Origin of the sequence: Rahnella sp. AN3-3W3 (assembly GCF_003263545.1) — a bacterium.
Lineage (GTDB): Bacteria > Pseudomonadota > Gammaproteobacteria > Enterobacterales > Enterobacteriaceae > Rahnella > Rahnella variigena.
Window position 1 is genome coordinate 38,072 of sequence record NZ_JYDG01000045.1, and the last position, 24,459, is coordinate 62,530.

Annotated in this window: 20 protein-coding genes and 1 pseudogene; 5 read left to right on the forward strand and 16 right to left on the reverse strand. The window is 52.8% G+C overall.

Annotation, left to right across the window (positions count from 1 at the left end):
* Positions 1 to 74: 74 nt before the first annotated feature.
* Complete coding sequence (locus UC15_RS13425) at positions 75 to 263, forward strand: hypothetical protein (RefSeq protein WP_112288915.1); 189 nt, start codon at positions 75 to 77, stop codon at positions 261 to 263.
* Between the two features lie 436 nt (positions 264 to 699).
* Here UC15_RS13425 and guaA read toward each other — a convergent pair whose 3' ends face one another.
* Complete coding sequence (guaA, locus tag UC15_RS13435) at positions 700 to 2,277, reverse strand: glutamine-hydrolyzing GMP synthase (RefSeq protein WP_112288916.1); 1,578 nt, start codon at positions 2,275 to 2,277, stop codon at positions 700 to 702.
* A gap of 223 nt (positions 2,278 to 2,500) precedes the next feature.
* A complete protein-coding gene (gene guaB, locus UC15_RS13440; protein WP_015689478.1) occupies positions 2,501 to 3,967 on the reverse strand; it encodes an IMP dehydrogenase in 1,467 nt (488 codons plus the stop codon).
* 168 nt (positions 3,968 to 4,135) lie between these two features.
* Between guaB and xseA the strand changes: the two genes are divergently transcribed.
* Entirely contained in the window at positions 4,136 to 5,509 is a 1,374-nt protein-coding gene (gene xseA / locus UC15_RS13445) for an exodeoxyribonuclease VII large subunit (protein ID WP_112288918.1), read from the forward strand.
* A gap of 95 nt (positions 5,510 to 5,604) precedes the next feature.
* On the opposite strand, the gene UC15_RS13450 is transcribed toward xseA, so the two are convergent.
* Positions 5,605 to 7,986 carry a TIM-barrel domain-containing protein gene (locus UC15_RS13450; RefSeq protein WP_112288919.1) on the reverse strand — a complete coding sequence of 794 codons (2,382 nt, stop codon included), beginning with the start codon at positions 7,984 to 7,986 and terminating at the stop codon, positions 5,605 to 5,607.
* Positions 7,983 to 9,295, reverse strand: a pseudogene (locus UC15_RS13455) (MFS transporter). The gene UC15_RS13450 and the pseudogene UC15_RS13455 overlap by 4 nt, the downstream one beginning before the upstream one ends.
* 214 nt (positions 9,296 to 9,509) lie before the next feature.
* Between UC15_RS13455 and UC15_RS13460 the strand changes: the two are divergent.
* From UC15_RS13460 to UC15_RS13470, 3 genes are all read left to right on the forward strand, one after another.
* Complete coding sequence (locus tag UC15_RS13460; RefSeq protein WP_112288967.1) at positions 9,510 to 10,592, forward strand: LacI family DNA-binding transcriptional regulator; 1,083 nt, start codon at positions 9,510 to 9,512, stop codon at positions 10,590 to 10,592.
* Between the two features lie 136 nt (positions 10,593 to 10,728).
* Positions 10,729 to 11,763 (forward strand): M4 family metallopeptidase, encoded by a 1,035-nt coding sequence (locus UC15_RS13465; RefSeq protein WP_112288920.1) that lies wholly within the window; start codon positions 10,729 to 10,731, stop codon positions 11,761 to 11,763.
* Positions 11,764 to 12,108, forward strand: coding sequence for a protealysin inhibitor emfourin (locus UC15_RS13470; protein ID WP_112288921.1), 345 nt, complete (start codon positions 11,764 to 11,766; stop codon positions 12,106 to 12,108). It abuts the gene before it with no gap.
* A 2-nt stretch (positions 12,109 to 12,110) separates the two neighbouring features.
* Here the strand turns inward: UC15_RS13470 and UC15_RS13475 are convergent, their stop codons facing one another.
* The 12 genes from UC15_RS13475 to sseB all read right to left on the reverse strand — a co-directional run bounded on the left by UC15_RS13475 (position 12,111) and on the right by sseB (position 24,386).
* Entirely contained in the window at positions 12,111 to 12,332 is a 222-nt protein-coding gene (locus tag UC15_RS13475; RefSeq protein WP_112288922.1) for a zinc ribbon domain-containing protein, read from the reverse strand.
* Between the two features lie 12 nt (positions 12,333 to 12,344).
* Positions 12,345 to 13,301 (reverse strand): AEC family transporter, encoded by a 957-nt coding sequence (locus UC15_RS13480; RefSeq protein WP_112288923.1) that lies wholly within the window; start codon positions 13,299 to 13,301, stop codon positions 12,345 to 12,347.
* Positions 13,302 to 13,367: 66 nt separating this feature from the next.
* Positions 13,368 to 14,852: a ribosome biogenesis GTPase Der gene (gene der / locus UC15_RS13485; RefSeq protein WP_112288924.1), complete on the reverse strand. Its 1,485-nt coding sequence runs from the start codon at positions 14,850 to 14,852 to the stop codon at positions 13,368 to 13,370.
* A gap of 210 nt (positions 14,853 to 15,062) precedes the next feature.
* Positions 15,063 to 16,244 carry an outer membrane protein assembly factor BamB gene (gene bamB / locus UC15_RS13490; RefSeq protein WP_112288925.1) on the reverse strand — a complete coding sequence of 394 codons (1,182 nt, stop codon included), beginning with the start codon at positions 16,242 to 16,244 and terminating at the stop codon, positions 15,063 to 15,065.
* Between the two features lie 11 nt (positions 16,245 to 16,255).
* Positions 16,256 to 16,876, reverse strand: coding sequence for a YfgM family protein (locus UC15_RS13495; RefSeq protein WP_112288926.1), 621 nt, complete (start codon positions 16,874 to 16,876; stop codon positions 16,256 to 16,258).
* Positions 16,877 to 16,889: 13 nt separating this feature from the next.
* Complete coding sequence (gene hisS, locus UC15_RS13500; protein ID WP_112288927.1) at positions 16,890 to 18,164, reverse strand: histidine--tRNA ligase; 1,275 nt, start codon at positions 18,162 to 18,164, stop codon at positions 16,890 to 16,892.
* 261 nt (positions 18,165 to 18,425) lie between these two features.
* Positions 18,426 to 19,547: a flavodoxin-dependent (E)-4-hydroxy-3-methylbut-2-enyl-diphosphate synthase gene (gene ispG / locus UC15_RS13505; protein ID WP_112288928.1), complete on the reverse strand. Its 1,122-nt coding sequence runs from the start codon at positions 19,545 to 19,547 to the stop codon at positions 18,426 to 18,428.
* A 42-nt stretch (positions 19,548 to 19,589) separates the two neighbouring features.
* On the reverse strand, positions 19,590 to 20,588 hold the full coding sequence (rodZ, locus tag UC15_RS13510) for a cytoskeleton protein RodZ (protein ID WP_112288929.1): 999 nt from the start codon (positions 20,586 to 20,588) through the stop codon (positions 19,590 to 19,592).
* On the reverse strand, positions 20,578 to 21,315 hold the full coding sequence (gene pilW / locus UC15_RS13515; protein WP_181955543.1) for a type IV pilus biogenesis/stability protein PilW: 738 nt from the start codon (positions 21,313 to 21,315) through the stop codon (positions 20,578 to 20,580). The genes rodZ and pilW overlap by 11 nt, the downstream gene beginning before the upstream one ends.
* A gap of 100 nt (positions 21,316 to 21,415) precedes the next feature.
* Positions 21,416 to 22,615, reverse strand: coding sequence for a bifunctional tRNA (adenosine(37)-C2)-methyltransferase TrmG/ribosomal RNA large subunit methyltransferase RlmN (locus tag UC15_RS13520; RefSeq protein WP_255563945.1), 1,200 nt, complete (start codon positions 22,613 to 22,615; stop codon positions 21,416 to 21,418).
* A gap of 258 nt (positions 22,616 to 22,873) precedes the next feature.
* A complete protein-coding gene (gene ndk / locus UC15_RS13525; RefSeq protein ID WP_013574367.1) occupies positions 22,874 to 23,299 on the reverse strand; it encodes a nucleoside-diphosphate kinase in 426 nt (141 codons plus the stop codon).
* 223 nt (positions 23,300 to 23,522) lie between these two features.
* Positions 23,523 to 24,386: an enhanced serine sensitivity protein SseB gene (gene sseB, locus UC15_RS13530; RefSeq protein ID WP_112288931.1), complete on the reverse strand. Its 864-nt coding sequence runs from the start codon at positions 24,384 to 24,386 to the stop codon at positions 23,523 to 23,525.
* Positions 24,387 to 24,459: the final 73 nt, after the last annotated feature.

Here is a 24,459-nt window from a genome sequence, read left to right on the forward strand (position 1 = left end):
TCACAAATTCCGTTTTAATTTGCAGGTGTTTTAAAACTTGAGTAATCTGCCTTTCGTTATCAGGGAGATTAAAAATGGAATTCGACATCACGACATTTTTCAAAGCCATACTCGGCGGCGCAGGTGCAGGATATGCATTCACTGGCGGTATTTCTCTTGCACTACCGGAACTTATCGTCACGGACAGACTGTTGCTTTCAATGGCGGCCATCGGTGCGGTGTTGTTGCCACTCCTGTATCTAAAGAGCATACGGAGAAAGTGAGTTGCGAGAATTACACTGGTACCTTCCCGTCAATTCAGATCAGCTTGCGCACTTCTATTGTTATCTCTGCGTGAGTTATATTTTTGTTCATCTGACATGGGATGCATTTTCGATAAAAACACCGGCATTTTCACTGGAGAACCTCCAATATAAAGTAGGGGAAATATTTTCATCAGCCACTTTTGCCAATAGTCTTTTCTTTATTGTTATTTTACTGGATATAAATAATCCTCTGAGAAATTCTGATGCTTTTATTTTTCCACTCATTTTTTCAGCAATTTCAGGGATCTTTATTTCACTATCGGCAATAGTGCCTAAAGCGAAAAGCTAACAAAGTCATTGGCTATGACAACAATTAAAACAGATATAAAAAAAAGCCCCCTGCAACAGCAGCGGGCTTTAAGAGCTAGTTATCGGCTAAGGATATATTGCCGAATCATTCCCACTCAATCGTTGCCGGCGGTTTACCGGAGATATCATACACCACGCGGGAAATGCCGTTGACTTCGTTGATGATACGGTTGGAGCAGCGGCCGAGGAAATCATACGGCAGGTGCGCCCAGTGCGCGGTCATGAAGTCGATAGTTTCAACTGCGCGCAGGGAAACTACCCAGTCGTATTTACGGCCATCGCCCATCACGCCAACGGAGCGGACTGGCAGGAAGACGGTAAAGGCCTGGCTGACTTTGTTGTACAGATCGGCTTTATGCAGTTCTTCGATGAAGATCGCATCGGCGCGACGCAACAGGTCGCAATACTCTTTCTTCACTTCGCCCAGCACGCGAACGCCTAAACCTGGCCCCGGGAACGGGTGACGGTAAAGCATGTCGTATGGCAGACCGAGTTCCAGACCGATTTTACGCACCTCGTCTTTGAACAGCTCTTTCAGCGGCTCAACCAGACCCAGTTTCATTTCTTTCGGCAGACCGCCCACGTTGTGGTGCGATTTGATCACGTGCGCTTTACCGGTGGCAGACGCCGCAGATTCGATCACGTCAGGATAGATTGTGCCCTGCGCCAGCCATTTCACTTCATCCTGCTTGCAGGCTTCTTCGTCAAACACTTCTACGAAGACGCGGCCAATGATTTTACGTTTGGCTTCTGGCTCATCAACCCCAGCCAGCGCAGACAGGAAACGCTCTTCGGCGGCAACGTGAACGATATTCAGACCGAAACGGTCGCCGAACATTTCCAGAACCTGATCCGCTTCATTCAGACGCAGCAGGCCGTTATCCACGAATACGCAGGTCAGACGCTCACCGATTGCACGGTGCAGCAGCATCGCGGTGACTGAGGAGTCAACGCCGCCGGACAGGCCGAGGATCACGTGGTCGTCGCCAATCTGCACACGCAGACGTTCTACGGCATCTTCGATGATTTTCGCTGGCGTCCACAGGGCTTCACACTCGCAGATATCCATCACGAAACGCTCGAGCATACGCAACCCCTGACGAGTATGCGTCACTTCCGGGTGGAACTGCACCCCGTAGAAGCGTTTTTCTTCGTTGGCCATAATGGCAAACGGGCAGGTCTCGGTGCTGGCTACGGTCACGAAATCAGACGGGATAGCCGTCACTTTATCGCCGTGGCTCATCCAGACGTCGAGCAGCGGTTTGTTGTTCTCGCTCAGGGCGTCCTGAATGTCGCGGATCAGCGCGCTTTCAGTCTGAACTTCAACCTGCGCATAACCAAATTCGCGCTCGGTTGAGCCTTCAACATGGCCGCCTAACTGCATCGCCATGGTTTGCATGCCGTAGCAGACGCCCAGAACCGGTACACCGGCTTCGAAAACGTAATCAGGGGCGCGCGGGCTGTCATGCTCGGTGGTACTTTCCGGGCCGCCGGACAGGATGATCCCGTTCGGATTGAATTCGCGGATTTGGGCTTCGGTTACGTCCCAGGCCCAGAGTTCGCAATAGACACCCAGTTCACGCACGCGGCGCGCAACAAGTTGGGTGTACTGGGAGCCGAAATCGAGGATCAGGATACGGTGCTTGTGAATATTTTCGCTCATGAGGGGGCGTTTTCCAGAAAGCAATAAAAGCGTTAAAACGGAATATTAATCAGCCCGGAAATAACGGGCTGGGTATTAATTTGTAGTGACTCGATCCAGGCGCTCGCGAGCTAAGGTGAGGCAAGGCGGAAGCTGGCGAAAAAGCGCAGTTTACATGACGTAAATGAGCATTTTGAGCCAGCTTCCAACGCCGGCTCGCCGACGCGCAGCAGCGACTATGGGATTAAGAACCCATGCGGTAGTTCGGTGACTCTTTGGTAATCGTCACGTCATGTACGTGGCTTTCCTGGATCCCTGCACCGCTGATGCGGACAAACTCAGCCTTAGTGCGCAGGTCGTCGATGGTAGCACAACCGGTCAGCCCCATACAGGAGCGCAGACCGCCCATTTGCTGGTGGATGATTTCTTTCAGACGACCTTTATACGCGACGCGACCTTCGATACCTTCCGGTACCAGTTTGTCGGCGGCGTTATCAGTCTGGAAGTAACGGTCAGAAGAGCCTTTGGACATCGCGCCCAGAGAGCCCATGCCGCGGTAAGATTTGTACGAACGCCCCTGATACAGCTCGATTTCGCCCGGAGATTCTTCTGTACCAGCCAGCATCCCACCAACCATCACGCAGCTTGCGCCAGCAGCGATAGCTTTTGCGATATCACCGGAGAAGCGGATACCGCCGTCAGCGATAACCGGAATACCGGTGCCTTCCAGCGCTTCAACCGCGTCAGAAACAGCGGTGATTTGTGGAACACCAACGCCGGTTACGATACGGGTGGTACAGATGGAGCCAGGACCGATACCGACTTTCACTGCGCTCACACCGGCTTTCGCCAGTGCCAGAGCACCTGCGCCAGTCGCAACGTTACCGCCAATGATTTGCAGATCCGGGTATTTAGCGCGGGTGGCGCGGATACGTTCCAGAACGCCTTCGGAATGGCCGTGAGATGAGTCAATCAGCAGGACGTCAACACCCGCAGCAACCAGCGCATCGATACGTTCTTCGTTGCCCGCGCCCGCACCAACCGCTGCACCGACGCGCAGGCTGCCCTGCTCATCTTTACAGGCATTTGGTTTACGCTCTGCTTTCTGGAAATCTTTTACGGTGATCATACCGAGCAGATGGAATTGCGCGTCAACAACCAGCGCTTTCTCTACACGTTTTTCGTGCATTTTTTGCAGCACGACTTCGCGGGCCTCGCCTTCTTTGACGGTGACCAGACGCTCTTTCGGCGTCATGACCGCAGTAACAGGCTGTTCCAGATCGGTCACGAAGCGCACGTCACGACCGGTAATAATACCGACCAGTTCGTTTTCTTCAGTCACGACCGGATAACCGGCAAAACCGTTAATTTCGGTGAGTTCTTTAACCTGACGCAAAGTGGTCGATGGTGTGACTGTTTTAGGGTCAGCAACAACGCCGCTTTCATGCTTCTTCACGCGACGGACTTCTTCCGCCTGACGCTCAATAGACATGTTCTTGTGGATGAATCCGAGGCCGCCTTCCTGCGCCAGAGCAATCGCCAGATTCGCTTCAGTCACGGTATCCATGGCTGCGGACAGCATAGGGATATTCAGACGGATTTTAGCGGTCAGTTGAGTACCGAGGTCGGCAGTATTGGGCAGAACTGTGGAGTGGGCTGGAACAAGGAGAACGTCGTCGAACGTTAGTGCTTCTTTTGCGATACGTAGCATGGGCAATATCTCACCAAGGTGGATGCGGAAAAGATAAAATATTGCAGCGGGAGTATACAGGTGAGTAGGCATTTCGACCAGAACTATTTCAAAAACTTCTTGATTACCTTTTGGGGGCATGTAGTATCGTTCGATTAAGTCTCTGTTTTTGAATTTGATCTGGATCACATGTCGCTACCTTCTTCGCCTCCTATTTTTACCGTAAGCCGCCTCAATCAGACGGTCCGACAGTTGCTGGAAAACGAAATGGGTCAGGTCTGGCTCTCCGGTGAGATTTCAAACTTCTCTCAGCCTTCCTCCGGCCACTGGTATTTCACGCTCAAAGATGACCGTGCGCAGGTCAAATGCGCGATGTTCCGCAATTCCAACCGCCGCACGACGTTCCGTCCGCAAAACGGCCAGCAGGTTTTGGTACGCGCGACGATTACGTTGTACGAACCGCGTGGCGATTATCAGCTGATTGCAGAAAGCATGCAGGAAGCGGGCGACGGTCTGTTACAGCAGAAATTCGATTTACTGAAACAACAACTGGCCGCCGAAGGTCTGTTTGATGCGCAGTTTAAACAACCGCTGCCCTCGCCCGCTAAATGCGTGGGGGTGATTACTTCCGGCAGCGGCGCTGCGCTGCATGACGTCCTGAATGTCTTAAAGCGTCGTGACCCGTCGTTGCCCGTCATTATCTATCCGACGTCCGTTCAGGGCGCAGATGCGCCGGGCCAGATTGTCCGTGCCATTCAGTTAGCTAACGCCCGCGAAGAAGTGGATGTGCTGATTGTCGGACGCGGCGGTGGTTCGCTGGAAGATTTGTGGAGCTTTAACGATGAGCGTGTGGCACGGGCAATTTTTGCCAGCCGCATTCCGATCGTCAGCGCCGTCGGCCACGAAACCGATGTGACGATTGCTGATTTTGTCGCGGATTTGCGCGCACCGACGCCGTCTGCCGCCGCCGAGCTGATCAGCCGTAATCAGCTGGAACTGCTGCGCCAGATCCAGTCACAGCAGCAGCGCCTCGAAATGGCGATGGATTATTATCTCGCGCAACTGACGCAGCGCTTCACGCGTCTGAATCACCGGCTGCAACAACAGCATCCACATTTACGTCTGGCGCGTCAGCAAACCGCCTTGTTCAAATTGCGGCGTCGTCTTGATGAAGCCATGCAAAACCAGCTGCGCCAGATGCTGCGCCGCACCGATCGTTTGCAGCAACGCCTGACGCAACAGCAGCCACAGCCGCGCATTCACCGTGCTCAGCAACGGGTTCAGCAGCTTCAGTACCGGCTGCAACAGGCGATGTCATCGCTGCTGACCGAAAGCCGTCAGCGTTTTGGTACCGCCTGTACACAATTGGAAGGCGTCAGTCCGCTGGCGACCCTCGCCCGTGGTTATAGCGTGACGACGACGCCACAAGGCGCGTTGCTGAAGAAGACCACGCAGACCGCTCCGGGCGAAACACTGAAAACACGTCTGGCCGATGGCTGGATTGAAAGTGAAGTGAAATCGATCGTTGTAGAGAAGAAAGCGCGGAAACGTGCGGTTAAATAAGCGTTGGGTTTGAAACCCCCTCCCCGCCTCCCCCTTCGCAGGGGGAGGAGCTAAAAAACCATCGGTCCCTTTACGGGGAGAGGAGATTGAAAAGCTTACAGATTATAGCTCTTTGTCTTCACACCATTGACCAACACTTCGCGCGTTTCACCTTCCGGCAACACGATATCCAGCGTTTTCCAGGCAGGTTTGAAATCGCCGCGCTGCGTCAGCGTAATATTGATTCGCTGCTCGTCACTGCAAATATCCCAGTTGAGCCACAGCGCATGATTCTGCTCCCAGCGATGGCTTTCGCCGTCGTCCTCAAACAACATGCCGGATGAGGTCGCCTGACCCGGAGCCGGATACACATGCAATTCACGCAGTGCATCTTTGCTGGCATCAACATGTGCGAGACGGCATGATTGCGGCAGTGCAGCGCCCGCGCGAACCAGCAGCGGCAATCTGTCCAGTGGTGCGTCGAGGATGATGGTCTGGCCACCCGCAAACCATTCGCCGGTATAGAAATCGCACCAGCCAATGCCGTTATCTGGCAGGTAAATATTCCGTTCACGCAGCCCTTCATCCACCACGCTGGCGACAAGTAAATCACGTCCCATCAGGAAATCGTCGGTTTCCGCGAAGGTGTTTTTGTCGTGCTCGTGATCAAGGAATGTCGGGCGCAGCATCGGCTCGTCATCCGCATGAGCCTGCCAAAGCAAGGTGTAGAAATACGGCAGCAGACGGTATCGCAGACGAATAGCGTCGCGAATAAGCGGCGTCACCTGCGGATACATCCACGGCTCATTAACGGTGTGATCGTCATTCCAGGAGTGAATGGTGAAACGCGGATGCATCACGCCGTTTTGCACCCAACGGACAAACAGTTCAGCATCCGGCTTATCCCCTGAGAATCCGCCAACATCATGCCCGACGTTATACAAACCGGATAAACTCATGCCGATGCCCATGCGCGTGTTGTAGCGCAGCGTCTGCCAGTTAGTGCGGTTATCACCGCTCCACGTTTGCACATAACGCTGCATCCCGGCGCAACCGGAACGTGAAATAAGATACGGGCGGGTTTCCGGTGCAAAACGTTGCTGCGCTTCAAAAGACGCCCGCATCATCAGCAACGGCATCACCGGACGGATATGTTTGATGGCGATAGACTTGCCGAAACCGTGGCAACGCGCATCGCTGTCCCAGACTTCGTATTCGTTATTATCATTCCACGTCGAACCGATGCCTTTTTCCAGCAACTGTTGCGTCACGCCTTTCTGCCACCAGCGCACGGCAGAAGGATGGGTGAAATCGAGGTGCGACCCTTCGTCGTCCCAGAAAACAGAACGTTCCGGTACGTTGTCTTCGCTGTCGCGGATAAACAACCCCTGTTCCGCCACCTGCCCGTATTGCGGGTGATCCTGCAACAGACACGGTTTGATGTTAGCTGCGAGACGAATACCGGCGTCAAGAAATGCCTTTGACATCACTTCCGGTTCCGGCACTTTGTCGTAGTTCCAGTTGAACACGTAACGCTTGTTGCCGATCGAGGTGTAACCCGATGAAAGCTGGAAGGAATCGCAGGGAATTTCATGTTGCTGACACAGCGTGATGAATTTCATCAGTTGCTGCTGGGCGTCCGGCGCATCGGTGTAATACATGGTAGAGCCGCTGTAACCGAGACTCCATTTCGGCCCGAAAGTGGTTTTACCGGTCAGGCGGACCAGCTTTTTGGTGACTCCCAGAGACGTCGGCCCGATGAACAGGTAGTAATCCAGATCGCCCGCTTCAGCACTGAAACGACGATAGGGCAGATGGTAATTATCCAGTTCATTGCCGAGATCAAGCCAGACATTGCTGAGATTGTCGTAGAAAACGCCAAAACTCACTTCATTGCGGCGCGTCATTGTAAACGGAATATGTTTGTACAGCGGATCGGTGCTGGCAGCGTTATAGCCCATGGCATCCAGATTACGCATTTCGAAACGACGACCGCTGCGGTTCAGATCGCCGGCTTTCTCTCCCAGTCCGTACACGCCATCCTGCGGTTCACGCAGCTGATAGTGCGCCGACGCGTCGTTTTTCACGCCGAGCATATACGCGCCGGTTTTGCGATCTTTCACCAGCGGTTGCCAGACACCCGCCTCGTTTTTGTATTCCCATTCCAGCCACAATGGCTGATGAACAGTGACACGTAGCGCGTCAGTGGTCACTGTCAGACGGTCATCACTTTGTTCCAGCTGATAGCCCGGCAATGAAAAGCCTTCGTTGCTCAAACGGTCACGCCCTTCCCAGGGCACATCGTTCAGGGGTGCGGTACTATTTTGGGGTGCGATGCTCCAGGTACGATCCAGCGCCAGTTCTCCGTTGCGCTGAATGAATACGCGGACTAAACCTTGTTCCAGTACACGCAGAGAAAACAGATGTTTGCCATCAACGCGCAAATCCACGCCTGCATCATCCTGCCCGGCAAGCTCCCAGTGTTTTAACGTCTTCATACACTCTCCCTTTTTGCCGGATTGCGGCGTTCAGCGATCAGGGCAATCAGGAAGACTGCGCCAATCAAATCAAAGAAACCCATCGCGATAAACAGCGGATTGAAACCCATTTTGTCGGCAACTGCGCCGATCAACAGTGAAAACAGGAAGCTGGCGATCCATGCGGAAGAACCGCGCATACCGTTGACCGTCGCTACCTGACTTTTATCGAATGTCTCCACCACGACCGCGCTTAACATGCAGGAAATCACCTGATGACCGAATCCGCCGATGGAGATCAGGGCAATGGCGGCGTACGGGCTTTGCGTGACGGCGACCAGCGCCAGCGACAGCATCATGAATGCGCCGGTAACAGAACTGGCGACAATGGAGTTGATGCGTGTGCAACCAAACACTTTGCGGTATAGCGTGGTGAGATAGCCGCTGGCAATACTGCCCAGATCGGCGGCCAGGAACGGCAGCCAGGCAAACATCACGATGTGTTTTAAGTCCATCCCGCGTTCGTTGGCGAGATACAGCGGCACCCAGAAACTGAATACAGCCCATGCGGGTTCGGCCAGAAATGCCGGAATGGCGATACCGTAGAATTTCTTGTTTTTACAAACGATTTTCAGTGATTTGATAAACGGCAGTCGCGTTTGTTGCGGTTCGTTATCGGAACGGATCAGCGCCAGTTCATCTTTGCTTAAGTTCGGATGCGTTTCCGGTGAATGGTAGAACTTCCACCACAACAGAACCCACAGCATTGACAGCACACCGCAGAACAGGAACGCTCCGCGCCAGCCAAATGACACATGTGCGACCAGAATAATCGGCGGTGCCAGCATGGCACCAATCGAGAAGCCTACGCCCGCCCAGCCTGCAGCAACCGGACGTCCTTACGCGGAAACCAGTCAGAAATCGCTTTTGCGTTGGCCGGTGTGGCCGCCGCCTCGGCGCTGCCCATAAAGAAGCGCAGAACGGCAAGCTGGATCCAGCTGCCGGCACCCGCGTGCATCATGCAAACTACCGCCCAGATTGAGGCACAAATGAGAAAGCCCAGCTTCAGGCCGATCACGTCAATCAGCCAGCCGCATAAAGGCTGGAAGATGGTGTATGCCGCCTGAAATGCCGCAACGATGTAAGAATATTGTTCAGTGGTCATGTTCAGGCTGGTTTTCAGTTCAGCCGCCAGCAGACCCAGAGAATTTCGCGTGACATAGTTCACCGTCACGCCAAGGAGAAACAGCGCCAGCATCCACCAGCGTAAGGCTTTTATTTTCCTGCGTTGTACAACCGCAGCCGTCCCGGTATTTATTTGAATTGTCATGTCCGCTCTCCCACCCGTCGGCCTGGCCGCAGATGATGTGTTATGTGAGGTACTTCTGCAGAGTAGGCAGCTGGATTTGTGAGTGAAACGTGATTTTTTGCAAAAGCTTTCACGCTATAACTGCAGGAGGAAGTCAGGGAGGATAAAAGCTCACAGGCAGCACATCTTCTGATATGAAAAATTTTGCATGGACGATTTTGAAGGAGATCACAGTTTGAAAGGAAAGTTAAATATCCAGCAAATTGCCGACCAGACAGGGCTGTCGATCAGTACCGTTTCACGTGTTTTAGCCGGGAAAAATAACACCAGCAGCAAGGCGCGCGACAGCGTGCTTGAGTGTGCCAAATCTCAGGGCGTGCTCAATGGTCTTTCCACCGGCAGGCTGATGCTCAATAACATTTTGATTTTCGCCCCCGCCCGCGCTTTTGATGTACGCAGCGATATTTTTTACTACAAGGTGATCCAGGGCATTCTGGCTGCCACTGCCCATCATGAAGTGCGTGTCCGCTACTGCGCGCTGGAGGAGGAAAACGCCGACGCCGCGCTGTTCATCACCAAAATGACCGATCCTCAGACCGAAGCCATATTGCTGGTCGGTATAGACGACCCGCATATTCATCAGCTGGCGGCCGAAATGGGCAAGCCGTGCGTGCTGGTCAATTGCCATGACCGGCACATGCGCCATGACAGCGTCAGCCCGGACCATCAGACGATGGGCGATTTCGCCTGCGACTACCTGTTTTCTCAGGGGCATAACCACATCGTGACCGTACAATGCCTGCGTCGTCATACGATGGAACTGCGCCTGACCGGCATCAGACAGGCGTTCGCCCGCCATCATCTGACTTTCAGTGACAGCCAGCATTTGCTGAATACCTCAGGATTCGGCGCGCAGGAAAGCGAACAGACATTACTGGAATACCTCGATGGTTTACCGCCCGGCCAGCCGATGCCAACGGCGATCCTGGCCGGTGGGGATTTTATGGCTTCCGGCGTAGTCGCCGCGCTGGCAAAGCGAGGTTTCTCTGTACCCGACGATATCAGTGTGATCAGCACCGACGGATTCAATCTGGCAGAAATTCATGACGTACCGCTGACGGCGGTGCATGTGCCCCGCGATGAACTGGGCGCTGAAGCTATTTCCCTTTTGCAACGACGGATGTTGCGGCCCGATGCGCCCCACACCACCCAGCTTTTACAGGGAAAACTGGTGGTGCGCGAGTCAGTCAGAAAAGCCAGCGGACGCGCCGTGACCTGTCATCCGCACACGTTGTATGACCCGCAGCCGGACAGATAAATCTCATCTTTAACAGACGAATCGCCCGACAGTCCTATACTGACCATTGATGACTAATCATTAGCCGTCTTTCAGTATCAGTCGGTCAGAACACCTTGCCTTCACCTTCGGGTGCCCCTTGATAAGGAGATTCACGATGAATCACAGTTCAGCGAAGCGTTACAACAGCGTTATCCCGCCATACATGCTCAACCGCATTATTGAGCACGGCTCAGAACCTCAGCGCCGTTGCGCGAAACAGACTCTGGTCCACATCAATACATTAATGGCGCAGCCTTATGCGAAACCGCAGAAGATTGTGACTGCCAAAGCGGGTCAGGTTGAGCGTGATATTTACGATGCCAAAAACACCACGCACCTGCCCGGTGAATCGGTTCGTAAAGAAGGTCAGGCCAGTAACGGCGATGTATCTGTTGATGAAGCCTATGACTATCTTGGTGTGACCTATGATTTCTTCTGGCAGGCGTACCAACGCAACTCACTAGACGGCAAAGGGCTGGCTTTGCTAGGCACGGTTCACTACGACAAAGGCTATCAGAATGCTTTCTGGAACGGTCAGCAGATGGTGTTTGGTGACGGCGACGGGGAAATCTTCAACCGCTTCACTATCGCCATTGATGTGGTGGGACACGAACTTTCCCACGGTGTGACGGAATCTGAAGCCGGTCTGAACTATAACGGACAATCGGGAGCGCTCAATGAATCCCTGTCAGACGTGTTTGGCTCGCTGGTGAAGCAGTTCCATCTCAGGCAAACCGCCGATAAAGCGGACTGGATCATTGGTGAAGGTTTGCTGGCAAAAGGCATTCATGGAACCGGCCTGCGTTCGATGTCCCACCCCGGTACGGCCTATGACGATCCGTTACTCGGCAAAGATCCGCAGCCTGCCGACATGAAAGGCTATGTGAATACCCGTGACGATAACGGCGGTGTACATATCAATTCGGGGATCCCTAACCGCGCATTTTATCTGGCGGCCACTAAACTGGGAGGTAACGCTTGGGAACGTGCGGGTTACGTCTGGTATGACACGGTCTGCGATAAATCCCTGTCGAAAGATGCTGACTTTGTCGCCTTCGCTCAGCTCACTGTCAAAAACGCGGGCAAACGCTTTGACGATTCAGTCGCACAAGCCGTTCGTGAAGCCTGGGAGCAGGTTGGAGTGATGTAAATGAAACCTTTAGATTCGCTGGAAAGTAATACGGTAATTGAAATCTACCGTGAGGGAGGGGTTGCTTTTATCCCCAAACTCAGCGGACCGCGACGGGTTGAGCTTTCAGGTATGAGTGATGACAAACGGCGGGAAATTTGCCAGCTCATCAACAAAGCTCTGCCTTATGCTCAGGAAAAAGAAAACGCCGGTCGGGGTGACCAGCGTTATTTCCGTCTCGAGATTTATTACGCGTCGGCAGAGCATTCCGCCAGTCTGGTGGTGATTATTCCCGAAACCGAGACTCCCGAGGAACTGGTGGATTTATGGAAACAGGCTCCGCCCGACGGTCACTCTTGCGAATAGGGTCAACAGGGTGAATAGGTAAACGTTACCCGTTTTTTAGAAATCATTCCGTGCCCGTTTTGGCAGAAATAATCCACCGCGCCGCAGGCTTTCAGTTCCTGCAACGGTTGCTGACAATCCGGGCATAATGCCGTTTGCTGATAATCGGTATGGCACGCATCACAATGAAAGTGACCGCTTACCCAGCTCATCGGCTGGCCGCAAACCGGACAGAGCGCATCCATCGTACTTCCCCTCTATATGACGCCCAGCGTCCGCAGTAAATACAGACCCAGAGCCGTCGTGAAAAATGATCCCAGCGTCGTGACGGCAATAATATTGGCCGCCAGCGTAGCATTACCGCCCATCGCACGGGTCATGACATAGCTGCCCGCCGCAGTGGGTGTACAGGAAAAGAGAAATATAACGCCGAGCGCCGCATCGCGAAAGCCAAACAGCCATGCACCGAAAGTCATCAGCGCGGGAACAAATATCACGCGTGAGGCTGAAGACCAGGCCGCCACGTTTGAGCTGCGGAACATCACTTTCCAGTCAAGACTTGCCCCGGCACACAACATCGCCAGCGGCAGCGCCATACCTGAAATAAAATCCCCGGTACTGGCAATCGTCGCGGGCATCGGTAAATGGCTGTACTGAAACGCCAGCCCGAGCACCAGTCCGATAATCAGCGGATTAGTGACGATGCCATGCATGATGGGTTTAAGGCCGATACGTTTGCCCTGCCCGCCTTTCAGGCTGCGGGTCAGCGTAATCACGGACAGCACGTTGAAGAGGATCACTGTGACCGCCAGATACATCGACCCCAGCGCAATACCCTCGCTGCCAAACGCCAGCGACGCATAAGCCAGCCCGGCAATACCGGTATTCGCTCGAAACCCGCCCTGTACAAAAATTCCGCGCTCACGCGGATCTTTTACCAACTTAATCGCCACCAGTTCCAGCAGCAAAAAAGTCACGACGGTACCAAGTCCGCCATAAATGGCGAGCGGCAAGTTAGAACCCGAGGAATCATGCCCTTGTGCCACGCTAAAAAAAAGCAGGCAAGGTAAGGCGATATTGAATACCAGACGGCTGGCTTTTTCGTTAAAACTGTCATCCATCAGGCCAGTGCGGCGTAAAAACACGCCCAGCAGCAAGATCAATAAATTGGGAACCGTAACGCCAAACGCAAAACTCCAGGTCTGCCAGAACATCCAGCCAGCTCCTTGCGGGAAAATGAAGACAAAAAAATGGGGTACATTTTCATGCACCCCATTCGTTTAGGATTTGTTTTTCAGGTGCTGCATCAGACGTCGGCGCTTACGCTGCTGGTGAGGAGAAAGCGAGTTTTTCTTGCCTTCATACGGGTTCTCACCTTCTTTGAACTGGATGCGGATTGGCGTACCCATCACTTTCAGTGAACGGCGGAAATAGTTCATCAGATAGCGTTTGTAGGAATCTGCCAGATCTTTTACCTGGTTACCGTGGATAACCACGATTGGCGGGTTATAACCCCCGGCGTGAGCATATTTCAGCTTAACGCGACGACCGTTAACCAGCGGTGGCTGGTGATCGTCAGCGGCCATCTGCATGATACGGGTCAGTAAGGAAGTGCTTACACGCGTGGTGGCACAGGTATAGGCTTCGTTCACGGATTCAAACAGGTTACCTACGCCGCTGCCGTGCAGGGCAGAGATGAAGTGAATACGCGCGAAATCGACGAAACCAAGGCGCAGTTCCAGCTGGTCTTTCACCTGCGCACGCGCTTCTTCGTTCATGCCGTCCCACTTGTTGACGACAATCACCAGTGAGCGCCCGCTATTGAGGATGAAACCTAACAGCGAGAGATCCTGATCGGAAATACCTTCGCGGGCATCGATGACCAGCATCACCACGTTGGCGTCTTCAATCGCCTGCAAGGTTTTGATTACCGAGAATTTCTCAACGGTTTCAGTCACTTTTCCGCGCTTACGCACACCGGCGGTATCAATCAGAACGTATTCACGCTCGTCACGCACCATCGGGATATAAATACTGTCACGGGTCGTGCCCGGCATGTCGTATACCACGACGCGCTCTTCGCCCAGAATACGGTTAGTCAGTGTGGACTTACCTACGTTCGGACGCCCCACGATAGCCAGTTTGATTGGCAGAGACTGCGGGTCGAAATCGTCTTCCACGTCTTCAGGAATTTCATCGCCGGTGCCTTCCTGCTCAGCCCAGTAAGCGGCATTCGCCTCTTCTTCGGTGAGTTCGACTTCTTCCGGCTTTTCGCCCACGAACGGAATCAGAACGTGTTCGATAAGCTGCGTGACGCCACGACCGTGAGATGCGGCGATGGCATAGACTTCGCCAAGGCCCAGCGAGTAGAAATCGCCGGTGGCGCTGTCCGGATCCAAACCATCAGTTTTGTTGGCGACCAGGAAAGTGGCTTTTTCACGGCTGCGCAGATACTGGGCAATGCCCTGATCGGCAGGCATCAGGCCCGCACGGGCATCGACCATGAACAGCACGATATCCGCTTCTTCGATAGCGAGCAGAGACTGCCCCGCCATGCGGGTTTCAACGCCGTCTTCGGTACCGTCGATACCGCCGGTATCCACGATGATGAATTCATTACCCTCAATTTCGGCACGACCATACTTGCGGTCACGCGTAAGCCCCGGGAAATCCGCAACCAACGCGTCACGCGTTTTGGTCAAGCGGTTAAATAAAGTGGATTTACCCACATTCGGGCGCCCTACAAGCGCAACGACAGGTATCATTTTGAAGCCTCAGTTTTTTTAATATGGTGCAAAACGCAAATAGCGGGCCTGCAGAATTTCAATACAAACCACTATAATTCAAATTGTTACAGCGTAATCGGTTTATATCCGTTACGTAGATTTCAGAATACGAAACGGCCCCTGAGCAATTCAGGAGCCGTTTTAAAGCCCGGGATCAACCGATCTCAGAGCCTGACGCAGGTGGCGATATTAGCGGGTGAAGGAGTAAACTTCGCCACCTTTCGCCTGCACGACCAGCTTGTCACTGGCCACAATCGGTCCGCTCAGGAAGCCATCACTGTCGACTTTCTGCTGAGCCACAAAGCGACCGTCTGTGGTGTTAATCCAGTGCAGATAACCTTCGGAATCACCGACCACAATGTAACCATTATACAACACCGGGGCTGTCAGGTTACGGTGCAATAATTCACTCTGACGCCACACGCTGACACCGCCCTGGGTATCAAGCGCCATCACGCGGTCATCCTGGTCAACCATATAGATACGGCCGCCATCAACGATGATGTCGTTGACTGAACCCACATCACGTTTCCACATGATCTGACCAGAACGAAGATCCATCGCCACCAGGTTGCCGTTATAGGCCAGTGCATACACAATGCCATCAACGATAACCGGTGTGGTATCCACATCGCTTAGACGGTCAATTTCAGTTGTACCGGTAGTCTGAGAGATACGTTGTTGCCAGATCAACTGGCCTTCTTTCATCAGCACTGCGCTGACACGACCGTTGTCACCACCGACGATAGCCGCACCAAACGCCACGGCCGGAGCCGATTCGCCACGCAGGGAAAGCGTTGGCATATCGAGGTTAGCTGTCCACTGGATAGTACCATCGGACTCACTCAGCCCCTGCAACATACCGTTGCCGGTATGCACCAGCACCAGACCATCGCTGACGACAGGACGGGAAAGCGCTTCACCAGCGACTTTAGTCTGCCATGCCACAGTGCCGTCAGTGGTGTTCAATGCGTACACCACTGCTTTCTCGCTGCCGACATACACATGGCTACCGGAGACCGTCAGGCCGCCAGAAAGTTGTGCTGAAATATTACGGGAGAGGAAGCCGGTCTTTTGAGACAGATTCACGCTCCATTTTTCTTTACCGCTGTCAGCGTCGAGTGCTTTAACCACACCAAAACGATCAGCAGCATAAATAGTGCTGTCCTGCCAGGCCGGACGCAGGTTGGAGTAGAAATCGCCTACACCGTCGCCTACGGATTTGCTCCAGACTTTGGTCGGAGTAAATTGATTCTCAACTTTTGGCAGCGGAGACATTTTTACCACGTCTTCTTCGCTGTTAAACAATGAACAGCCACTCAGCAGGGCAACTGAAACCCATCCTACCAAGAGTGTTTTACGCAATTGCATCGGGGTTCCCCTTAGCTGGCTAAGTTGTTCAATTTCATACGCAGCATAGTTTGCAGCGTTTGAGAGGGTTTAGAATCGAGTCCTTTGCTGTAAGCTTCACGTGCGCCTTTTGCATCGCCTTTCGCAAGCAAAACATCACCACGGATGCCTTGCTGCATAGCCGCCCAGCCTTCACCCTTCACGCCATCTAACGTTTTGAGTGCATCATCAAATTTGCCTTGCTGCATCTGGATACGAGCCAGACGTAAATTCACCAGCGAACGTAAATTGTCTTCTTTAGCCTGACCTTGCGCCTGGACTAACTGCTTTTCAGCATTCGCGAAATCTTTGGTCTCAACGAAATGATCAGCCAGTTGCAGGGCAGCAAACACCCCGTAATTATTGTCATTGCTCTGAGCAAACTTCTCGAGACTGGCCACGCCTTGCGCATTATTACCCGTCATCGACTGATTCGCTTTCTGGAAAGACGCAGAAGCTTCCGTCAGGGCTGTGTCCTGGTGACTCTGCCAGAAACGCCAGCCGCCCAGGGCTGCAATACCCAGAACAACGCCGATGGCCAGCGCTTTACCATTTTCGGCAAAGAAGCGACGTACAGCATCAACCTGTTCATTCTCAGTGGTGTAGACTTCCACAGTGTCCTTCTCCTTAACCCAACATCGAAGCCAGACGCGCGGCGATTTCGCTCTGCGCCAGCGTTTCTTGCGTTCCACTTTGCAGGTCTTTTACTACAACCTGCTGATTAGCAACTTCATCTTCGCCTAATACCAGGGCAACGCGCGCACCCCATTTATCTGCACGGGCGAATTGCTTTTTGAAGTTACCACCACCGTAGTTAGTCATTACTTTCAGCTCAGGCAGCGCGTCACGCAATTTTTCAGCCAGTTGCATGGCCGCGCTTTGCGTTCCGGCACCGAAAGAAATCACGTAAGCGTCAACAGTTGCCGGTGCTTTGAAGTCCGGGTTTACGGCCTGAACCAGTAATACCAGACGCTCCAGTCCCATCGCAAAACCGACGGCTGGCGTTGCACGACCGCCCAGTTGTTCGACCAGACCGTCGTAACGACCACCGGCACAAACAGTACCTTGCGAGCCTAAGCTGTGAGTTACCCATTCGAACACGGTGCGGTTGTAATAATCCAGACCGCGCACAAGTCGCTGATTAACCGTATATGGGATACCAGACTGTTCTAAAAGTTCACACAGACCTGCAAAGTGTTCTCTTGATTCTTCATCAAGATAATCACCGAGTTCCGGTGCATCGTTTAATAACGCCTGAATGTCCGGATTTTTAGAGTCCAGAACGCGCAGCGGATTGCTGTACATGCGACGTTTGCAGTCTTCATCCAGCTTGTCTTTATGCTGTTCAAGGAAAGCCACCAGCGCGTCACGATAGTTGGCGCGTGCTTCCAGTGAACCGATAGAGTTCAGTTCCAGTGCGACGTGTTCGGAAATCCCCAGCGCACGCCACCAGCGGGCTGTCAGCAGGATTAATTCTGCATCAACGTCCGGGCCTTGCAGACCAAAGACTTCCACACCCAGCTGATTAAACTGACGATAGCGGCCTTTTTGCGGGCGCTCGTAGCGGAACATCGGACCGATGTACCACAGACGCTGTTCCTGATTGTACAGCAGACCATGTTCAATACCGGCGCGCACACAGCCCGCCGTACCTTCCGGACGCAGCGTCAGGCTTTCACCGTTGCGGTCTTCAAAGGTATACATTTCTTTTTCCACGACATCGGTCACTTCGCCGATAGCGCGTTTAAACAATGGGGTCTGCTCTACAATCGGCATACGGATTTCATTGTAGCCGTAGCTGCCAAGCACCTGTTTCAACGAACCTTCGATGCGTTGCCACAGTGCAGTGTCTTCTGGCAGGTAGTCGTTCATGCCGCGAATGGCCTGGATATTCTTTGCCACGTCAGTTCTCTATCGTTTTATAAAAAATGAACCCGATTATAGGGGCTTTATGGGCTGTGGTTCAACGCACAGACGCCATTACCCCATTCGGGTTCAATATAATTATGCAGGTCTATACCCGTCATTCTTCGAGTCGCAGATGCGTTAGCTGCCTTCACTTATCCGAATCACTTACCTGAGTAAGCTCATCGGGATTCGTTCGATTGCCGCCTTTGTGCAACACGAATTATTGGGTATAAGTATTATGACCCGCAACCGATGTTACTTTTCAAGATGATTGATAACGATACGTTTACTCTCATCCATCAGCGCTGCTTTGGCGCGAATTTTAGCTTCTAACTGGTCGATCATGTCGTTGTTGTCAAAGCGCTCTCTCTGACGAACACCGTCTTCGTAGAAACCGCTTTTGTTATGACCGCCGGTCACGCCCATAGTGGAAACCAGCGCTTCGCCCGGACCGTTAACCACACAGCCGATAATCGAAACGTCCATTGGCGTGATGATATCTTCCAGACGTTGTTCCAGCGCATTCACGGTGCCGATGACATCAAACTCCTGACGCGAACAGGTCGGGCAGGCAATAAAGTTGATACCACGGGAACGTATACGCAGTGATTTGAGGATATCAAAGCCGACCTTAACTTCTTCAATCGGATCAGCCGCCAGCGAAATACGCAGCGTGTCGCCGATGCCTTCAGACAGCAGCAACCCTAAGCCAATCGCCGATTTAACGGAACCTGCACGCAGGCCACCCGCTTCCGTAATCCCCAGATGCAATGGCTGAACAATCTGTTTGGCCAGCAAACGGTATGACTCAACGGCCAGGAATACGTCAGATGCTTTAACGCTGACTTTAAACTGGTCAAAGTTGAGACGGTCGAGAATATCGACATGACGCATCGCCGATTCCAGCAGCGCCTGCGGCGTAGGTTCGCCGTACTTTTCCTGGATGTCTTTTTCCAGAGAGCCGCCGTTCACACCGATACGGATAGGAATATTTTTGTCGCGCGCGCAATCCACCACGGAGCGGATGCGGGATTCGTTACCAATGTTACCCGGGTTAATACGCAGGCAATCTACACCATATTCTGCAACCTGCAGGGCGATGCGGTAATCGAAATGAATATCAGCGACCAGCGGGACATTAACCTGCTGTTTGATAAGTTTGAATGCTTCTGCTGCATCCATCGTAGGCACAGAAACGCGAACAATATCGACACCCACGCGTTCCAGTGATTTGATCTGTGCGACAGTCGCCGCGACATCTGTGGTGCGGGTGTTGGTCATCGATTGCACTGCAATCGGTGCTCCGTCACCTACAGGCACCTTGCCGACATAAATCCGGGTTGATTTGCGACGGGTAATGGGTGACTGGTTATGCATTACTTCACTCTCCATCGTTGCAATCGTCTGACAAACTGCCGATTACTCGGCAGCTAAGGTCAGGCGCGCAACACGGCTTGATTTTACAAAACGACTTAAATCAACCGGTTTGCCCTGGAACTGGATATCTACTGCACCCGGCGCACCGATTTTCAGTTTATACGGCGCAGTGCCCTTCACGCTGAAGGTTTCACCGCCTTTCTTCATGCCGCTGAACAGGGTTTTGCCTGACGCGTCATCAATCTGGAACCAGCAGTCAGCTTTAAAGGTAAAAGTGACCGCTTGTGGATCCGCAGCCGCTGCCGCAGCAGTTTGTGCATCACCGGTTGGCAGACCGTTTTCAGCGGTGGCTGCTGGCTGGCTGGTAGAAACGGCAGCAGGTGCCTGTTCAGCTGGCGCAGTCGTCGTCGCTGGCGCACTGTTGGCGGTCGCCGCCGGTGCCGTGTTCAACGGAATGCTGTTCTGTGCTTGCGGTGCATTTGCAGCAGTCGCTGGCTCAGAAGCCGTATCGTCTGTGGTCGGTGCAGAATTTGCGTTATCGCCCAGAGGAATGGTCTGCCCCTGGCCGTTATCCTGATTCAGCTGTGCCGATGACTGATCGGCCATGGTGGCGATTTCCTGCTGCTGCGCCTGATGATTTTGCCACCACCACGCCCCCGTCAGGCCAATCACGACAAACACCACCAGCCAGGTAAAGCCCATCAGCCAGCCATCGCGTTTTTTGCGAGACTTACCGAGAGAGAACCCTTGCATTGACGCCACTTTAGGCACTTTGATCGGCGCTTGTTTGCCGATCAGACCTAATAATTCTTCTTCAGGTACATGAACCAGCTTGGCATAAGAACGGAGATAACCACGCAGGAAAGTCGGCGCAAGATCGGCCGGCGTCGTTTCTTCTTCAATTTGGCGAATAGTCGAGACTTTCAGACACAGGCGTTCTGCAACGGCCTGATGACTAAGACCTAACTGTTCACGAGCCTGACGCAGACGTTCGCCTGTTGTCAGTTTTGCATTATTTTCTTGAGGGGCTTCAGTATTCATTGGCTAAGAACTGCTGGTACTGTTTAGATTGTGGATAACTACGCGCAAGTTGCTTACCGTAGCGTTGAACGCTATCCGGATTGCCCGCTAACGCAGCGAATCGAATTTGCAACATGAGACTCTCAGCGGTGGCTGGCAGAACATGTTGATATACATCCAGTAAAAGTTTCGCCTGAGCGCGGTTCCCTTCCCCAAATTCTTTGGTTGCCTCAGTCAGCAAGGGTGCGCCTTTATCGGGATCAACTTTCAATGCCCGGCTCAGTAACACTCGCGCTTCCTCATTCTGATTGGCCTTCAGAAAACAGTAGCCTGCATTTTCCAGACTGTCAGCAACCTGACCGTAATCAGGCGCATTAGCTGCGGCGCTAAACTGCTGTTGTGCCGGTACATACTGCCCTAAACTACACAAAAACGCACCGTAATTATTTAACACCGTCCCATTTTGCGGCGCCAGCTTCAGCGCCTGCTGGTAGCGGCTTTCTGCGGCTTTCTGATTGCCGTTTTTTTGCTCGTAAAGCGCCATGCCCAGCTGCGTCCGATAATCCTGCGGCGCACCGTCAACGGCTTTCTGCAAATTCTGTTTTGCCGCGTCCATGTTCCCCTGATTCAGGTAAGCCATACCCAACTCCAGGCGCGTTTGTGCTGCGCCACTGGCCGGTTGCGACTCCTTGGGTGAACTGGAACAGCCTGCCAGCAAAGCCACCGACATGCCTGCAGCTATTAACATTTTCACACTGCCCTTCATTGTCATGCTTAATTCCCTTTACCCTGCCAGCGACAATAAAACAGCGGGCTTCGACGGAATACCGTGGCGAAGCCCATTGGGATCAGACGGCTTTTACGGAAATCTGTTGCTCGCCTGCCATTTTTTTCTTCAATGTACGTTTGGTACGGTCGATAACATCACCGGCCAGCTGACCACACGCGGCATCAATGTCATCGCCACGTGTTTTGCGCACGATAACTGTAAAGCCATAATCCATCAGCACTTTAGAGAAACGATCGATACGGCTGTTGGAGCTGCGGCCATACGGCGCGCCCGGGAACGGGTTCCATGGGATCAGGTTAATCTTGCATGGCGTGTTTTTCAGACGCTCTGCCAGTTCGTGCGCATGCTCGGTGCCATCATTGATGTGATCCAGCATAACGTACTCGATGGTGACGCGCCCCTGGTTGGCGTTAGATTTACCAATATAGCGCTCAACCGCTGCCAGGAAGGTATCGATATTGTATTTGCGGTTAATCGGCACGATTTCGTCACGAATGGTGTCGTTCGGCGCGTGCAGGGAAATCGCCAGTGCGACGTCAATCATATCGCCCAGTTTATCCAGCGCAGGCACGACGCCTGATGTGGAAAGCGTTACGCGACGTTTTGACAGACCAAAACCGAAATCGTCGAGCATGATTTCCATCGCCGGAACCACGTTATTCAGGTTCAGCAGAGGTTCGCCCATGCCCATCATCACCACGTTGGTAATAGGACGCGTACCGGCCACTTTCGCGGCACCGATAATTTTTGCCGCACGCCACACCTGACCGATAATTTCGGACACGCGCAGGTTACGGTTAAAGCCCTGTTGCGCCGTGGAACAGAAAGTACATTCCAGCGCACAACCAACCTGAGAGGAAACACAAAGCGTCGCACGGTCGCCGTCCGGGATATACACGGTTTCGACCAGTTGTCCGCCTACCTGAATGGCCCATTTGATGGTGCCGTCAGTGGAACGTTGTTCTGAAGCGACTTCCGGTGCACGAATTTCGGCAACGCGGGCCAGCTTTTCACGCAGCACTTTGTTGATATCGGTCATTTGCTCGAAATCATCGCTGCAGTAGTGGTACATCCACTTCATGACCTGATCAGCACGGAACGGTTTTTCGCCCATGTTGATGAAGAACTCACGCATTTGTTTGCGGTTAAGGTCAAGAAGGTTAATTTTTGCGGCAGCAGGCGCGACAACGGCGACGGCTTCTGCGGAAGCTTGGGTAGTCTCAGACAAGGTTTGCTCGGGCGTGTTGAATTCTGACATGAAAAAATGGCCTCGTTGTTACACGTTATGGCGTATTGGAAGTGCAGAGCCGGATGTATCTTTTACATATATCTTTTACATATAGTGCAATCAGTACAAACAGACGGCCTGCAAATAAATTGCGCCCCGAAGAGGCTGGCTCATTCGGGGCGCAACATTGTACAAATTTTAGGGCACGGTTGCCATGTTTGGTAGGCGCCTGTTACAAAATTCTTACGAATTTGCGGCACATCTTCCAGCAAAGCTCACCCAAAAATCTTAACGCGGGCAGATTTCGCTTTCGGTGAAGAAATAAGCGATTTCGCGTTGTGCAGATTCTACAGCGTCAGAACCGTGAACCGCATTAGCCGTGAAGCTGTCAGCGAAATCTGCACGCAGGGTGCCTGCCAGAGCGTTGTCCGGGTTAGTTGCGCCCATGATGTCACGGTTACGCTGAACTGCGTTTTCGCCTTCCAGAACCTGAACCATGATCGGGCCAGAAGTCATGAACTCAACCAGACCGTCGAAGAAAGGACGGCCCTTGTGTTCTGCGTAGAAGCCTTCAGCTTGTTCTTTAGTCAGTTTCAGCATTTTAGACGCGATGATAGTGAAACCAGCGCGTTCGAAACGTGCGTAGATAGCACCGATGTCATTGTTAGCTACGGAGTTTGGCTTGATGATGGAGAAAGTACGTTCGATAGTCATGAAAAAACCTCTGTCTGACTTTTATAGGTAGGGCCGGTTAATTTAATGTTATACCTGCCGTAAAATGGCGGTGATTATAGGGAGCGAAGTTAAGATTGCCTACCCGAATCACAACATTTAATTAAAAAAATGTGTGATTGATTCACTATCGAACCTAAACCGCCTATTTCCCTTAAACAAAACAAGGGCAAAACGGCGTTCTGCCCTGCTTTATCCCCTGATTTTATGCCTGACCGGACGACGGAATAATGTTCCGTAACCAGCTTCCCCACTTGCGCTGGTAGAACGGCTGCGTGTGGCTGATCAGATAATGGCTGATACCGCGCTCCTTTTCGGAAACGATACAGAAATCCACCGGACGATCATCGGGTGACGTTTCGCTCGCCACATTCCCCGCCTCGCGGATCAGCGCATCGATTTCCTGCTCATCACCGTCAGCCTCAACACCAATTAACAGGTTCGGCTGATCGTCCACGGCTTTATCATGGATCAGTGCCATAAAGGCCCGGCGCACCGGCTTTTTCTGCGTGAACAGTGTGGTCAGCGCGTCGATCATAGCGGAAGGATATTCCTCCGGCTGACCAATCAGCAGCTGGCTTTCTTTATCCAGCACCAGCTCCGACGGCGCATTCAGTCCGCCATTGCTCAGCAACAGCGTGACTTCATTTGGGGTGAATTCTTTGCCGTATTCCGACCTGGGATTCAGAAACAATTCTTCCCCTTGTGTCATTTCAAACAATACACGGGCAGGCAGCGCGACAAATGCCTGTTCAACCGGGCTTTCACCGGCACTGGCTTTTTCCAGGACATCAACCGAAGAAAAGAAAGGAATAATCGAACTGCCATCCTGCTTTTCCCAGTGCAAAATATTCAGTTCACTGCCTGCGGTGATCGCCACACTGCCCTGCTTTTCAGCGTCATCCTGCCCTGCATCACCCAGCACAAAAACGGTGGATTCCAGCAAAGTTTGATAAAACGCCGGACGCCATGCCGGTGCGGTGACAGACAGGCGAAGCAGACGCTCCAGCTCGTTTTCACCGTCAGTAGCCGCCGCGCCAGCAGGAAGATGATCGTGTGGGACACTCATGATTCTTGACTCCGGTAGTAGTATAAAACGGGGCGCCGTTAAGCGCCCCGTTGTGCATCATGTATGCATTGCT